We start from the raw sequence: 14,511 nt of genomic DNA on the forward strand, positions 1-14,511 counted from the left end.
CGAGATTTCTTGTAGCGTAGTCCTTTGGGGGGTGTAACAGGCATTTGCGATGGGCAGATGCTTGCATGGGGTCTGGGGATTTATGGGGTTGACCATGAGCGATCTGGGAGTAGCTGTGGTTGTCGAGGACGACAAGGACATACGTAACTTGTTGGAATCGGTCTTCCTTCAAGCGGGGTTTGAGGTGCACACCGCCTCGGACGGCCGCGAAGGCGTGGAATTGGTACGACATCAACAGGCGAATATTGTCACCTTGGATGTGGGGCTGCCGGACATTGACGGCTACGAGGTGCTGCGGCGCATCCGGCAGTTCAGTGATGCCTACGTGGTGATGCTGACAGGCCGGAGCGAAGAACCGGATATGTTGACCGGCCTGCACTCGGGCGCGGACGACTACATCACCAAGCCGTTCCGTCCCCTGGAACTCCGCGCGAGGGTGGCGGCCATGATGCGGCGGCCACGGTACAGCGGCGCGCAACGCCAGGACGGGCTGCGGCAGGACGCACAGCAGCAGCCGGCGCCGGCGAAACCGGCACCGCATGCCCAACCCGGCGCCGCGCACGGAACCGGGGCAGCGCATGGAACCGGGGCAGCGCACGGAACCGGCACCAGGGACGTCCTGGAGCACCGCGATCTCAGGCTCAGCCCCCGGACACGGTCCGCCGAACTGGCCGGCAAGGAACTGGAGCTGACGCGCAGCGAGTTTGTGTTGCTGGAGGAACTGCTGCGGGCCGGCGGCGGTGTGTGCACGCGGGCTGACCTGGTGAAAGTGGTCCGAGGGGACTACTACCAGGACGACACGTACATCAGCGAGGCTGACGAGCGTGCCGTGGAGGTCCACATCGGCAACCTCCGCAAAAAGCTCCACGAGGATGCCCACACGCCGCAATTGCTGCAGACCGTGCGGGGCGTGGGGTACCGGCTGGGAGCCGCCAAGCTCTAGCGGCTCCGGCAGGCTGCCTGGCCGATCGGGCTACCAACGGCCCGGCGGGCTACTCGGCCGAGTGGCCTGCCGGCAGGTAGCTCCGGCGCAGCTGCGCAACGGTTTCGCGGCCGAGTTCTGCGATGAGGGCCAGCATTGACTGGCCCTTGTCCCAGCACCCTGACCGGATGATGGCCTCGACGTCTTCCGCAAGGCGGGCCAGGCGGAGGCCTCCCACCATTGCCGAGCCGATCTTCAGGCTGATCGCGGCATCGAGTGCGGTGGTGCGGTCCTGGCCGGAAATTGCGTTCCTCAGGTTCACGTAGCGCTGATCCCAGATTTCGATGTAATCCAGGGCGAACTTCCTGGCGACGGCCGGCTGGGCCAGCTGGCTTTCAAGGTCCTGCAGCACCAGGAGGTCCACGAGCGGGATTTCCTCAAAAGCCAGGCTGGCGTCAGTGCCCGGGGCAGCCGAGGGAAGGGTGCAGATGTGGTCCGCACCTTCGTCTTCGGTACAGCTGCCTGAAATGGACATATGACAACGCTACTTCCTGAATCTGTCAATTCGCTCGACCTAGGCAGATATTGTGCAAACCTTGAGTCTCTTGGGGTAACAAGCGGTGATCGGTGTCACTTTGGGCACTCTATTGACTGCTGAATGTGACAACGGTGTTGATGACGGCGGGGCCCAGAATGGCGATGAACAGCACCGGGAAGATGAAGAACAGCAGCGGGAACAGGATCATCACGGGCAGCTTCATGGCTTTTTCCTCCGCGCGTTGCCGTCGCTTCACCCTCATGACCTTCGCCTGGATCCGCAGGACCCGGCTGATGGCGATGCCGTAGGTGTCGGCCTGGACGATCGCCTGGACGAAGCTGCGCAGCTCCGGGATGTTGGTCCGCTCGGCCAGCGCGATGTAGGACTCCCGCCGGCTTCGTCCCACCTGCATGTCCTGCAGCGTGCGGATGATTTCCTCGGCCAGCGGGCCCTTGCCGTTTTCGCCTGCCCGGGCCATGGCACCCTCGAAGCCGAGGCCGGCTTCCACGGAGATCAGCATCTGGTCCAGGGTGTTGGCGAGTTCCAGTTGCATGGCCTTCTGGCGCTCCATGCCTTTGCTGTACAGGAGCAGGTCCGGGATGAAGTAACCCAGGAAGAGCAGGAACAGGCCGGCGAGTTTGATCATCGGTTTGGGGCTGCTCATGCTGATGAGGATGAAAAGGGAGGCCCCCACCAGTCCGAGGACGGGCTTCGCCGCGAGGATGCGGCCCAGGGGCCAGGCAACGGGCCGGCCGGCCAGGGAGAGCAGCCGGTCGAGTTTGCGGACATAGGCGGCGGGTGTCAGGCCGTAGCCGATCCTGTCGAGCAAATTGCCCCGGGTCTTTTCGGGGACGTCGGCAGCCCTCCTGCCACGGTTGAGGATGGCCACTGTTGCGGTCCGGGACTTGCGGTCCACGGACAGGACGGACCATGCCAGGTAGCCTACGGGGAGGCAGACCAGGAGGAGCGAGGCGAGCACCACGGGATTCATGGACACCTCAAAATTTCAGATCGATGATTTTGCGCATCCACAGGCTGCCGATGGTCATGAGCACCACGGATCCGGCGATCATGGCCCAGCCCAGGGGGTGCGTGAACATGGCGTCCATGTAGCCGGGGTTCACCGCCATCAGCATCAGCACGATGCCGATGGGCATGGCAATCAGGATGTAGGCGGAGAACTTGCCCTCCGCCGCGAGTGCCTTGATATGGCCCTTGATCTCGGACCTTTCCCGGATCGTTTCATTGACCTGGTCGAGGACCTCCGCCAGGTTGCCGCCCACCTCGCGGTTGATCTGGATGGCCTGCGCGATCCAGACGAAGTCCTCGTTCTTCATGCGTTCCGAGGTGTCCGTCAGGGAGGCCAGCAGGTCCCGGCCCAGGCTGGTTTCGGTGATGACCCGGCGCATTTCTTCCGAGGTGGGGCTTTGGGACTCGGCAGCGGCGGCATCGATGGCGCGGAGGATGCTGTGGCCGGCCCGCAGCCCGCCGGCGAGGAGCTGGAGGGTGTCGCCGAGCTGCTGGTCGAACTTGGCACGCCGCTTGCCGGCCAGGAAGCCGAGCACCAGGTGCCCCACGAAGGGGGCGAGGATGACGAGCAGGACGGACACGGCGGGCACGCCGATGACCAGGCCCACCAGGGCGCCCACGATGGCGCCGGCGATCACCAGGACAATGAACTCGGCCTGGGTGAGCCGGACACCGGCCGTTTCCAGTGCCTCCCGGTTGTAGAGGCGGACATTCCGGGCGGCCAGGAACCGGTCCAGGGCGCCGACGGTGAGGTTGGCCAGGCGTGTCAGCCGCGAGGGCGGGTCAAAGGCGAACGGCCGGCGACGGCTGAGTGCGATCTCCGGAGCGCCGGGGATCAGTATCGCCACGCCGAGCAGCAGCGGTGCAAGGAAAAGGAGCGCGGCTCCGATGGTCATGAGCATGGCGCCCCTAGGCCGTTCCGTGGCCGGAGGGGGCCGCATGGCCGCCGTGCCGGCCAGGACCGGAGGGCCCTCCCTGCCCGGAAGGCCCGCTGGTTCCGGGCCCCGCGGGCGTGGCGAAGACGGCGGGGGAGACGTGGATTCCGAGGTCCTCGAAGCGGTCGATGAAGCGCGGGCGGATCCCGGTGGCAACCGGCCGTCCGAGGAAGCGGCCCTGGGCGTCGACGCCGGCCGAGTAGTCGAAAACAAAGGCGTCCTGCAGCGTGACGATGTCACCTTCCATGCCCTGCACCTCGGTCACGTGGGTGATGCGGCGGCTGCCGTCCCGCAGGCGTGAAATCTGGACGATCAGGTTAACCGCCGAGGCTATCTGTTCCCGGATGGCCCGCAGCGGCAGGTCCATCCCGGCCATGAGCACCAGGGTTTCCAGGCGCGCCACGGCATCACGCGGGGAATTGGAGTGCACCGTGGACAGGGAACCGTCGTGGCCGGTGTTCATGGCCTGGAGCATGTCCAGCGACTCGCCGCCGCGGACCTCACCCACCACGATGCGGTCGGGGCGCATACGCAGCGAGTTCCGCAGCAGTTCGCGGATGGTCACTTCGCCCTTGCCTTCGGTATTGGGCGGGCGGCTTTCCAGCCGGACCACATGTTCCTGCTGGATCTGCAGTTCCACGGCGTCCTCGATGGTGACGATCCGTTCGTCCGAGGGCAGGAACGAGGAGAGCACGTTCAAGAGGGTGGTCTTCCCGGTGCCCGTGCCGCCCGAGACGATGATGTTGAGCTTGGCCTTGACGCAGGCGTTGAGGAGCTCTGCCATCTCAGGAGTCAGAGTGCCGTAGTCGATCAGGTTCCGGACGGTGAGCGGAACCTTGCTGAATTTTCGGATCGTCAGCGACGATCCGCCCACGGCCAGCGGCGGGATCACCGCGTTGACGCGGGAGCCGTCTTCCAGCCGGGCATCCACCAGGGGCGAGGATTCGTCAATGCGGCGGCCTACCTTGGACACGATGCGCTCGATGACCTTCCGCAGGTGTTCTTCCGAGCTGAAGCGGGAATCGGCCAGCGTGAGGTGGCCCTTGCGTTCGACGTAGATCTGGTCCATCCGGTTGACCATGATTTCGGTGACGGCGGGGTCGTCCAGCAGCCGCTGCAGGGGACCGTAGCCCAGCACGTCGTCGGCGACGTCCTGGACCAGGCGCGTGCGTTCCTCCGAGGAGAGCGGCACCTGTTCGGCGTCGATGATGCGGGTGAGCTCCTCACGGGCGGACGTCCGGAGCTCCAGCTCGGTGATGGCCGAATCGTTGAAGCGGGCACCCATGCGCTCGAACAGCGCCGTGGCCGCCCGCTCCTTCAGCGCGGCAAACGCGTCCACCGGCTGCTGGGCTTTCGGTTTCGCCTCTTCCGCATGGTCAGGCGCCGCGGAAGGTACGACGACGGCGGCAGCCGGTGCCGCCGTCGTCGTCCGTTTGTCCGTCCTCACCGGAGCCCACGGTTCCGGCTGCGGGGCCGGCAATTCCGGGCGTTCCCGCTCCAGCGTTGCGGTGGCGGTGCGCGAGGTCTGTAGCGGCGCGGCAATTTGGGTGCGTGACTGCGACTTCGCTTGCACCGCGCTGATGCGTTCTGAAAGTTTCATCTAGACCACGACCCTTCGGTGCAGTTTGCGTTGGGATTTGGCCCGCCAGGCGGGGTTGAAACGGTCGACGAGCTGGTTCAGGCTCTTGGTTGCCGGGTCCTTGGCTGATTCCTGGAGGACGGGGATGCCGCGGTTGGTGGACAGGGCGACGGCGCGGGACCTCGGAATGCTCACGTCCACGGGCGCGCCGATGGTCGATTCGAGGTCCTGGACGGTCAGGCCCAGCTTGGAATCGGCCATGTTCAGCACCACGTGCCTGGTCTCGGGGAGGATTTCCAGCTGGCGCAGCACTTCCAGGCCGGAGCGCAGGCCGCGTACGCTGGGGATGTCCATCCCGCTGACCCACACCACATCGGTGCACTGCTCCATGGCGGCCAGGCCGATTTCGGGAAGCCCCGGTGCGGTGTCCACCACAACGTACTGGAACTGCTCGGACAGCTGTTCCAGCAGCCGGCTGACCTGGTCCGGGGTGATCTCGTCCGCATCAACGGGAGTGGGGGGAGCGCACACGGCGTAAATGCCGCCGGGGTGGACCGTCAGGAAGGCCTTGAGGACCAGGGAGTCCTGGCTCGCAGCGGGGGACACTGCGTCCGTGACGGTGTGCTGCGGGTCGAGGTAGAGCCCGGAGGCGACGTCGCCGAACTGCAGGTCCAGGTCCACGATCACCACACTCATCGGGGCGATCTTGCCCAGGCCGATGGCGAGGTTGGTGGCGATGGTGGTTTTGCCTACACCGCCCTTGGGGGAGAAGACCCCGATGACGAGGCCTTTGTTGGATTCCGTCATTGGCGGGGCGGCCTGAACACGGTATCTGCTGGCGAACGATTGGTTGGCGCGTTCCAGGAGCACCCGGATCTGGGCGGGATCGGAGCCGGGGGAGAGGATGTCCCTGATGCCGGCGCGCATTGCCTGCAGGATGAAGTCCGGGTCCGGTTCGGCGGCGAGGATGACGCTCAGTTCCGGGAACCGGACGTTCATCACCGTGGCAAACCGGAGGGCTTCATCGACCGGGACGTCGGGTCCCAGGATGAGCACCTCGGTCAGTTCCTGGTTGAGGGCTGCGAACAGGTCGTTGGGATCGGCGGGGAGCACGCTTGTGAAGAAGGTCTGCACGCCGCCTTGGAGACCGCCGGCAACGGCCTGGCGGAGGCGGCCGTCGAAGTCGACGTCCGGTGTGATGAGGGTGAAGCGGCTCATTTGTAGACGTCCGGCCGGATCATGATGCGCGGCCCGTTGTCCTCGGCGTCTAGGGGTTCGCGGGTGAGCCAGATGGCATCACCGAACTCGGACGCGAATACGATCTTGCCGGCGTTGATGTCGTTGACTGCAACGGTGATCATCAGGGAGCCGGTGGGGAGGTTCACGTCCCGGGGATTAGGGTCCGTTCCGGCGCTCGCCGACGGCGCCGGGTTGGCGGCAGCTCCCTCGGGGGCGCGCTGGACCGCGGTGACCAGAACCTTATGGATGGAGAGCTGCGTGGTCTCCTTGTCGGCCTTCGCCTCGATGCCGCCTGTCTTCATGGAGATGAAGACGCCCACGTGGTCGCCGGGTTGAAGGCGCCCGCCCACCATGCGCTGCGGCTCCAGCTGGAAGGAGACTTCCTGGAGGCCTGCCGGGACTTTGACTGAACCGGAGGTCTGGAGGTCTTCAGGTTCCACCATTTTTTCCTTCAGCAGCTGTTCGCCCGGGACGAGATTCGAGGCGGCCACCTTGCCGGCGGAATCTTCGAGGGTGTCCAGCGCGGATTTTGCGACGGCGGTGCCGGGCACCTGCTCCAGGGCCACCGATGCCTTCACTGTGTCCACGGTTGCGCCGGCCGGGATCGCTTTGGTGACCACCAGAACTCCCACCGGATCCAGGTCCTTGACTGCCCGCTGGTCAGCGCCCTGGGCGTAAGTGACGACAAGCACCGCCCCGACGATGGCCAACAGGACTGCCACCACTCCTGCCAACAAACGTGACTTCACTGACTGCTCCTGTGGTTAAACATGCGGGGTGGACGAAACTATTTGCTGAGGGCAACGACAGTCGCGCCGTCGGGGTTGACGGGGCCGAGCGTGTAGCCGTTGGCCAGGGAAACATACTTGACGAAGGTTCCGATGATTCCGCGGCATGGTTCCCTGCATTCGAGTGCGGCCGGAACGTCAGGGGCCCGGTTGCGAAAGGTGTACGGAAGGCCCGAGCTGCCAACTTTCCATCCGGCAACTTTGAACGCGGCAAAAGTGGTCAGTCCGTAGATAGCGTTGGTACCGGTTCCGGTGACGGAATTGAAGATCGGCAGCAACACGAAGACGTCTTTGTTTGCGTTCATGTCCGCCGCCCAGCCGTTCAACGTGGCCTCGCAGTTTGGCGGCGCATTGTTGCCGGTATCTCCTCCGGCTGTGCTCTTGGCGACGTCGATGAAGGCGCCGCATTGGCCGATATCTTGTTTGAGGCCACCGAAACCGCCCTCAACGAACGCGCCCGATGGACCGTAGTTGCAGTCCACGTTCGCGTTTTTTCCGTGCAGTTGGAGCAACTGCATGATGTCCGTACTGTTGCGGACCTGGCAGACCGACACAGTGATGGGAAAGGGAGTCGTCCCTTTTTCGGGGCTGCCCCACACGACTGTTGAACGGGCATTGACTTCGGTCGAGTTCATGCCCAGCACCCGGGCAAAGAACAGCGAGACTTCGTTGGGAGTCCTGCCTTTCTCCTGTGCGCCGGCCGTGACCGTGACGCTGCGAGCGGCCTTATCCAGCACGGTGGATTTGATGTTGCTGCGGGCGTCATTGGCGTTCGAGTTGGCAAGGCTTGCGGCCAGAGTGGAAGTGGTGGAACAGTCTGCGTCGATCGAGCTGGGGGCGCTCTTGGCGCATTTTTGGGCAATGGCCAGCGCCGCTGCGTCTGCTCCGTTTCGTAGCTGGGTTCGTTCGGCGTAGAGCATGCCGACGTCCACGGCTATGGCCCCAAAGCCCAACAGCACCACAAGCATGACGGCAACGATCACGCTCACGGCGCCGCGTTCGCCGTCGTATTTATGCCCGGGGTGACTTAGCCGCCGCATAGCATGGCCCCTTTACCGGTCATGGCGAACGGGCCGGCGATGCCGGTCATGGTTGAGAGGTTGTAGCTGATGATGACGGTGATGCGGTTACCCGGTGCACAACTGGTGGTGCCGGTGTCGAGATTCTTGAAAACGATGTTCGTGTCCTTCAGCCCGGGCTGAAGCGATACCGCAGTATCCCTCGCAGCCTTGTTGGCATCAGAGACTTTGTTGGAGATAGCCATGACGCGCACGCCTTCGCGGGCTGCGGCGGAGAGTGAGGCCTGGGCGTTGTAAGCCCGGCTGAATTCGACGATGCCCAAGAGCAACATGATGAGGACGGGCGCCAGGATCGCAAACTCGACCGCAACAGCTCCGCGCTCGGATGCCCTGGACATGGTGGTGCCTTTCCTCTGGCTGATGGTGTGGTGAAGACAGCCGAAGTGGCGGCGGCTTGGATGCCGCCGCCACTTCGGTTGGTGGACGTGCCGGGGCGCGTCGGGAGGGTGGGCTAGCGCCTTACGGGGCGGCCTTGGGGGTGCAGGTTCCCAGCCCGGCCTCAGCGCCGGCACCGTAAGTGCCACCGCTGACTGAGCACGACACCTGGGTAAACATATCGGTCAAAGTTCCGCCGAGAATGGTGACGGCTACGATGATCACGACGGCGATGAGGGCAACCATGATGCCGTATTCGACGGCGGTAGCGCCCTTTTCGTCGCTGCGAAGGCGGATCATGAGGTTGGTGTGGAGAGAAAGCATGGGGACTCCTGAGCGAGTTTGGGTGGGCTGGTCCTGCACCAGCTCTGCCAAAAAAATAGCAACCGTGTGACCGCTTTCGGTTGGATCTTGGTGCATCCTTCGCCAAGCCTGCTCGCATTGCGTATGGGCAGCGCCAAACCTGCGCTTAATCTGCGGATTTGCTGGGACTGCAGGCGGCTTCCTCACACATAAGGACTCCCTCAACCTTGCGGCTGAAGGAGTCCTTGGCAGACACCCGAGCGATATGGTGATTTTTTCCCACGAAGGCCCTGAACGAGCACTCACACGCGCTCAGGGCCTTCGCCCGGTGCGAGATCCTACTCCTCGCTGCCGGGTGGCAACGGACTCCTCGGTTCTGGGTGCCAAGGAGCCCGGGTCTGTGCGGCCAGAACTCTGGCCGTTGGAAAGCCCTAGCTAAACGCCTTCATGATGTTGATTGCGGCCGGCCCCAGGATCACGATGAACAGGACGGGGAAGATGCAAAGCAACAAGGGAAACAGCACCTTGACCGGAAGCTTCATGGCCTTCTCTTCGGCCCGCTGGCGCCGCTTGATCCTGGATTGCTTGGCTTGCATCCGAAGTACCTTTGCAATCCCGATGCCGTACTTGTCAGCTTGGACCACCGCGCGAACAAAGCTCCGGAGGTCCTGAACAGAAGACCGTGCCGCCAGTGCAGCGTAGGCCTCCTGCCGGGGACGTCCTACCTGGATGTCCTGGAGGGTCCGGACCAGCTCTTGGGCCAGCGCTCCGGTGCCGTTTTGTCCAGCGCGAGCCATTGCGGCTTCAAATCCCAGCCCGGCTTCTACTGAAATGAGCATCTGATCGAGCGTATTGGGCAGCTCCATTTCTATTTCCTGCTGGCGCTTGATTCCCTTGTTGTAGATGAGCAGGTCCGGCAGGAAATAGAAGAACGCGGTGATTGCCAATCCCAAGGCAAACGTCTGAGGCGATGGGCTGTTGCTGAAGAGCAGCAGCCCCAACATCGCGCCGCCAAGCGCCAGGCTGGGCTTGGCAACAAGGAGCCTGTCTAGCGGCATGGACGCTGGTCTTCCGGCCAGAGACAGCCAGCGGTCGAGCTTTCCGACGTAGCCGGTCGGAGTCAATCTCTTCGCAGCACCCAGGAGAGCCGGGGTCCGCTGGATGGCAGCGTTCCCGTTGACACTGAATCCCTGGCCCAAGTTCGTTTGGACTGCCACCATCCCCCGCCGGTCGATCGACACGAGCGACCACGCCAGGAAGGTGACCGGGATAACAACCAGCGCTATTAGCGCCAGGACTGTGATGTTCATTTGGAATCCCCCTAGAACTTGATCTTGACGATCCGGCTAAGCCAGAAGCCGCCGACGATGAACATGATGACGCTGAGCACCATGAGGATGATCCCGACGAAGTGTTCGACGAACACGTTGAGGTATCCCGGATTGATGACCCCTAGGAACAAAGCAACGCCGACTGGCAGTGCCATCAGGATGTACGCCGACATTTTCCCTTCGGCACTGAGAGACCGGATCTGGCCCTTGATGTCGCTTCGTTCGCGAATGGTTGCGGCCACTTGTTCGAGCACTTCGGCTAGGTCCCCGCCGACTTCCCTGTTGATCTGGACAGCCTGGGCAATCCACCGGAAATCTTCACTGTCCATGCGATCCGCGGCGTCCTCGATTGCCACGCGTGCGTCCTTGCCAATCCGGGTCTCATTGACGATCCGGGCAAGTTCCTCCGATGTCGGAGCATCCGCCTCCAGTGACGCTGCCTCGATGGACCGCATTACGCTGTGACCGACGCGGAGGCCTCCAATCAACATCTGGATGGTGTCTGTCAGTTGGGCTTCGAACTTTCCGCGGCGCTTGTCCGTGAGAATGTTGAGGACCAGTTTGGTGGCAAACGGCGTAGCTGCTGCTACGAGGAATCCGATCAAAATGTGCGTCAGGAACCAGGCGAATACACCTGCGAACACAGACCCGATCCCTACCGCCACCGTGAAGTCGGCCGGCGACATCTTGACCCCGGCGTTGTAGAGCACTGCCCTGTTGTAGGGGCCCCCCGATTCGCCGATAACTCCGTCAACGGCGGTTACGGCTGATTGAGTGAAGCGGCTAACTGTTGATGCTTGCGGCTGAGACGAGTTCCGGCGGCGCTCCATGGGGATGGCACCGTAACGCGGCTTAAGCACTACAAGGAAGACCAATATCAATGCGGCAAGGCACAAACAGATGGCAAAACCGAGGACGGCCGGCGAATCCATGATCACCGCCTCCCTGAAGAAACCGGAGCCGAAGCCGCACCGAAGACGCCCGGGGATACTGCGATGCCCAGATCAGCGAAACGATCCAGGAACCGAGGACGGATTCCTGTGGGAACCGGCTTTCCAAGAAACCTGCCTTGGGCGTCCATACCTGCGGAATAGTCGAAGACGAAGGCATCCTGGAGCGTAACGATTTCTCCCTCCATGCCTTGAACTTCGGTGACATGTGTGACCCGGCGGCTTCCGTCACGCAGACGGGTTACCTGGATGATCAGGTCAACGGCGGACGCTATCTGCTCCCGTATGGCCCGCAAGGGAAGGTCCATCCCGGCCATGAGGACCAGCGTTTCAAGTCGGGCAACGGCATCGCGCGGAGCGTTAGCGTGAACGGTGGACAACGAGCCATCGTGGCCGGTGTTCATGGCCTGGAGCATGTCCAGTGATTCGCCGCCACGGACTTCGCCGACAATGATGCGGTCAGGACGCATGCGGAGCGAGTTCCTGAGGAGTTCGCGAATGGGCACTGCACCCTTGCCCTCGATATTGGGTGGCCGGCTTTCCAACCGGACCACGTGCTCTTGCTGCAACTGCAGTTCCACCGCGTCCTCGATGGTGACGATCCTGTCGTCCTCGGGAATGAAGGAGGAAAGGACGTTGAGAAGTGTCGTCTTGCCTGTTCCTGTTCCGCCAGAGACGATGATATTCAGCCGTGCTCGCACACATGCGCTGAGGAGCTCCGCCATTTCCGGAGTCATGGACCCCCAGTCAATGAGGTTCTGCACAGTCAACGGGACCTGGCTGAACTTACGGATGGTAAGTGATGGTCCGTTCACAGCCAAGGGCGGGATGATCGCATTCACACGCGAACCGTCTTCCAGCCTTGCATCGACGAGCGGAGACGATTCATCGATGCGGCGGCCCACTTTGGAGACGATGCGCTCGATTACCTTCCGCAAGTGATCATCCGAGCTGAACTGTGATCCGGTCAGTGAGAGACGTCCGTTACGTTCCACGTAGATTTGATCGGAACGATTGACCATGATTTCGGTTACAGCCGGATCCTCCAGGAGGCGCTGAAGCGGACCCAAGCCCATGACTTCGTCGGCAACGTCACGGATGAGGCGACGTCGTTCTTCGGGCGAAAGCGGAACCTGCTCCTGATCAATCACCGCCGATAGTTCTTCAACGGCGCTTGCGCGGAGATCTTCTTCGGACGCCGAGGTGTCGCCGAAACGCGTTCCCATCCGCTCAAATAGTGCGAGTGCCGCGCGTTGCTTCAGCCCGGCCAACGCGTCGACAACAGGGACGACGGGGCCGCCTCCGAGCGAGGGCGCGGTGGCGAGGGCGATTGGGCTCCCGCCCGCAGCCGGTGACGCGAAAGGAATTGAAGAGGCGGGCCCTGAGACGGGAGCTTCATCGATTGTTCCGTTGGGAGGCTGTGAGGCACCCTCCCGCTGCGTCCTGGAAAGTCGGTCTGAGAGTTTCATGAGACAACCACCCGTCGGTGCAATTTGTTGTGATTAGAGGACACCCACTGGGGGTCAAAGCGGTCTACCAGCTTCTTCAGGCCTTTGGTGGCCGAGTCCCTGGAAGTGCTCTGCAGAACGGGTATCCCGCGATTCGTCGAGTACGGCAAAGTCCGGGATCGTGGCACCACTGCATCTATCGGGACCCCGATTGTCGCTTCAACATCCTGTACCGACAGTCCGCTTTTGCGATCAGCGAAATTCAGGACGGTATGCCGTCCCTGCGGCAGCAACTGGAGCTCCTTAAGGACAGTGAAACACTTGCGGAGCCCGCGGACACTGGGAACATCCATGCCACAGACCCATACGCCGTCTGTAGCCAGCTCCAGGGTCGCAAGGACGTGTTCCCCCAGACCTGGTGCGGTGTCGACCACGACGTATTTGAACTCGCTCGCCAGTTGATTCAGCAGGCGACTGACGTGGTCGGCTGTGATGTAGTCAGATTCGGATGGCGTGCGGGGAGCGCAGAGTGCATAGATGCCCGCCGGATGGACGGTCAGAAACGCCTTCAAAACCATCGAATCCTGCGATGCGGCGCCGTGAACTGCCTCCGTGATGGAGTGTTCCGGTTCGAGCTGCAATCCCGACGCAACGTCTCCGAACTGAAGGTCCAGATCCACGAGAACTACGCTCATCGGGGCAACCTTGCCTAAACCAATTGCAAGATTCGTTGCGACTGTGGTTTTCCCGACGCCACCCTTGGGTGACATCACCGCAATGACCCGCCCACGGTCCTGGTCAGGTTCGGCAGCGGGGCCCATGCCTCGCCGGCGGCTGGCTGCGGCGAGGCACGCTCGTTCCAGTAGCACTCGCAGATCGTTGACTTCAATTTCTGGCGTGACAACATCGCGGATCCCCGAATGCATGGCCTTCAACACCAAGTCTGGGCTGGGCTCCGCAACAAGCAGAAGGCTGATCTCCGGGTACTGGAGGTCAAAGACCGTAGCCAGTTTCAACGCGGCTTCAGCTGTTACGCCGGGTCCGAGGATCAGAACCTCGGGCGGTGCACCATTGAGCTGCTTGAACACATCATCAGGTCCACCGGACAATACCTCCGGATTGAGGGTCTGCAGTTCTCCGTGCAAGGCCCCTGCGATGGCCTGGCGGACGCGGCCCTCAAAGTCGCGCACCGCCGTGACTGCGACAAAGCGGCTCATCAGTACAGCCCACCGAACGTCGTAATGGGAGGATTGGACTTAGCCGTGGACGCCGTCTGCTTGGACAGCCAGAGGGTACCGAACTCCGCCCCATAGATCATTTTGGAGGCGTCGGCGTCGCTGCGGGCGACAGTCACGTAGGCGGAACCGTTCGGCATCGCAACGGCATTGTCTGAGGACCCCGACTTAGCGTCCGGCTCGGCTTTCTGGACAGCTGTGACAAGTACATCGTGGAAGAGGAGCCCGGTGGACTGCTTCCATCCCTTGACTTCGGCCGGAACGTTGGCATTGTCCGGCATTGCATCCTCCGCCTTGAAGGAGCTGAAGACTGTTACTTTGTCTCCTGCTTCGAGCCGTCCGCCCAGGATCCGATCTGGTGCCAACAGGAAAGTGACCTCTTCAAGCCCCTCAGGTACCGGCACCGTTCCCGGCCGCAGGTCCCGAGGATCGACTAGCCTGGCTGAAAGGAGTTGCTCGCCGGGTTCCAAAGCCACGGAGGTGACTTTTCCCCCCTGCTCGCTTAGCTTGTCGAGGGCGCCCTCCGGCACTGCAGATTGAGGCATCGACTCCAGTTGGACCTTACCGTTCAGGTCTTCTGCCTTTGTGCCGGCAGGGACAGATTCTTTGACGACGAGTACATTTACGGGATCCAGTCCTTGCAATGCCCTGTTGTCAGCTCCCTGGACGTATACGACAAGTAGTACGGTTCCAGTGATTGCCAGCAGCAGCGCTGCAATGCCTCCCAGTAGGCGTGATTTCACTTTAGATGCTCCTTCTT

15 protein-coding genes are annotated in these 14,511 nt (G+C 62.6%); 1 reads left to right on the plus strand and 14 read right to left on the minus strand.

The window, feature by feature from the left end; all coding sequences use genetic code 11:
* Positions 1 to 94: 94 nt before the first annotated feature.
* A complete protein-coding gene (locus AC6JAC_RS07065; RefSeq protein ID WP_028269558.1) occupies positions 95 to 943 on the plus strand; it encodes a response regulator transcription factor in 849 nt (282 codons plus the stop codon).
* 49 nt (positions 944 to 992) lie between these two features.
* On the opposite strand, the gene AC6JAC_RS07070 is transcribed toward AC6JAC_RS07065, so the two are convergent.
* From AC6JAC_RS07070 to cpaB (AC6JAC_RS07135), 14 genes are all read right to left on the minus strand, one after another.
* A complete protein-coding gene (locus AC6JAC_RS07070; protein ID WP_028269557.1) occupies positions 993 to 1,457 on the minus strand; it encodes an Hpt domain-containing protein in 465 nt (154 codons plus the stop codon).
* 109 nt (positions 1,458 to 1,566) lie between these two features.
* Positions 1,567 to 2,451 (minus strand): type II secretion system F family protein, encoded by an 885-nt coding sequence (locus AC6JAC_RS07075; protein WP_028269556.1) that lies wholly within the window; start codon positions 2,449 to 2,451, stop codon positions 1,567 to 1,569.
* Between the two features lie 7 nt (positions 2,452 to 2,458).
* A complete protein-coding gene (locus AC6JAC_RS07080) occupies positions 2,459 to 3,391 on the minus strand; it encodes a type II secretion system F family protein (RefSeq protein WP_347894841.1) in 933 nt (310 codons plus the stop codon).
* Positions 3,392 to 3,398: 7 nt separating this feature from the next.
* Entirely contained in the window at positions 3,399 to 5,024 is a 1,626-nt protein-coding gene (locus tag AC6JAC_RS07085) for a TadA family conjugal transfer-associated ATPase (RefSeq protein ID WP_231511024.1), read from the minus strand.
* Entirely contained in the window at positions 5,025 to 6,221 is a 1,197-nt protein-coding gene (locus AC6JAC_RS07090; protein WP_347894845.1) for a CpaE/TadZ family protein, read from the minus strand.
* Positions 6,218 to 6,991, minus strand: coding sequence for a Flp pilus assembly protein CpaB (gene cpaB / locus AC6JAC_RS07095; protein ID WP_497964075.1), 774 nt, complete (start codon positions 6,989 to 6,991; stop codon positions 6,218 to 6,220). Before cpaB (AC6JAC_RS07095) ends, AC6JAC_RS07090 begins: the two co-directional genes overlap by 4 nt.
* Positions 6,992 to 7,029: 38 nt before the next feature.
* Positions 7,030 to 8,070 (minus strand): pilus assembly protein TadG-related protein, encoded by a 1,041-nt coding sequence (locus tag AC6JAC_RS07100; protein WP_028269552.1) that lies wholly within the window; start codon positions 8,068 to 8,070, stop codon positions 7,030 to 7,032.
* Positions 8,058 to 8,447: a TadE/TadG family type IV pilus assembly protein gene (locus AC6JAC_RS07105; protein WP_028269551.1), complete on the minus strand. Its 390-nt coding sequence runs from the start codon at positions 8,445 to 8,447 to the stop codon at positions 8,058 to 8,060. Before AC6JAC_RS07105 ends, AC6JAC_RS07100 begins: the two co-directional genes overlap by 13 nt.
* A gap of 121 nt (positions 8,448 to 8,568) precedes the next feature.
* Positions 8,569 to 8,808, minus strand: coding sequence for a Flp family type IVb pilin (locus AC6JAC_RS07110; protein ID WP_028269550.1), 240 nt, complete (start codon positions 8,806 to 8,808; stop codon positions 8,569 to 8,571).
* A 410-nt stretch (positions 8,809 to 9,218) separates the two neighbouring features.
* Positions 9,219 to 10,097 carry a type II secretion system F family protein gene (locus tag AC6JAC_RS07115; RefSeq protein ID WP_028269549.1) on the minus strand — a complete coding sequence of 293 codons (879 nt, stop codon included), beginning with the start codon at positions 10,095 to 10,097 and terminating at the stop codon, positions 9,219 to 9,221.
* A gap of 11 nt (positions 10,098 to 10,108) precedes the next feature.
* The gene (locus AC6JAC_RS07120) at positions 10,109 to 11,050 is read right to left on the minus strand and encodes a type II secretion system F family protein (RefSeq protein ID WP_028269548.1); all 942 of its coding nucleotides are present in this window, start codon (positions 11,048 to 11,050) and stop codon (positions 10,109 to 10,111) included.
* Positions 11,051 to 11,052: 2 nt separating this feature from the next.
* Positions 11,053 to 12,537 (minus strand): TadA family conjugal transfer-associated ATPase, encoded by a 1,485-nt coding sequence (locus AC6JAC_RS07125; protein WP_028269547.1) that lies wholly within the window; start codon positions 12,535 to 12,537, stop codon positions 11,053 to 11,055.
* Entirely contained in the window at positions 12,534 to 13,733 is a 1,200-nt protein-coding gene (locus AC6JAC_RS07130; protein WP_028269546.1) for a CpaE/TadZ family protein, read from the minus strand. The genes AC6JAC_RS07125 and AC6JAC_RS07130 overlap by 4 nt, the downstream gene beginning before the upstream one ends.
* Positions 13,733 to 14,494 carry a Flp pilus assembly protein CpaB gene (gene cpaB / locus AC6JAC_RS07135; protein WP_028269545.1) on the minus strand — a complete coding sequence of 254 codons (762 nt, stop codon included), beginning with the start codon at positions 14,492 to 14,494 and terminating at the stop codon, positions 13,733 to 13,735. Before cpaB (AC6JAC_RS07135) ends, AC6JAC_RS07130 begins: the two co-directional genes overlap by 1 nt.
* Between the last annotated feature and the right edge of the window lie 17 nt (positions 14,495 to 14,511).

The organism is Arthrobacter sp. KUASC02 (assembly GCF_059739395.1).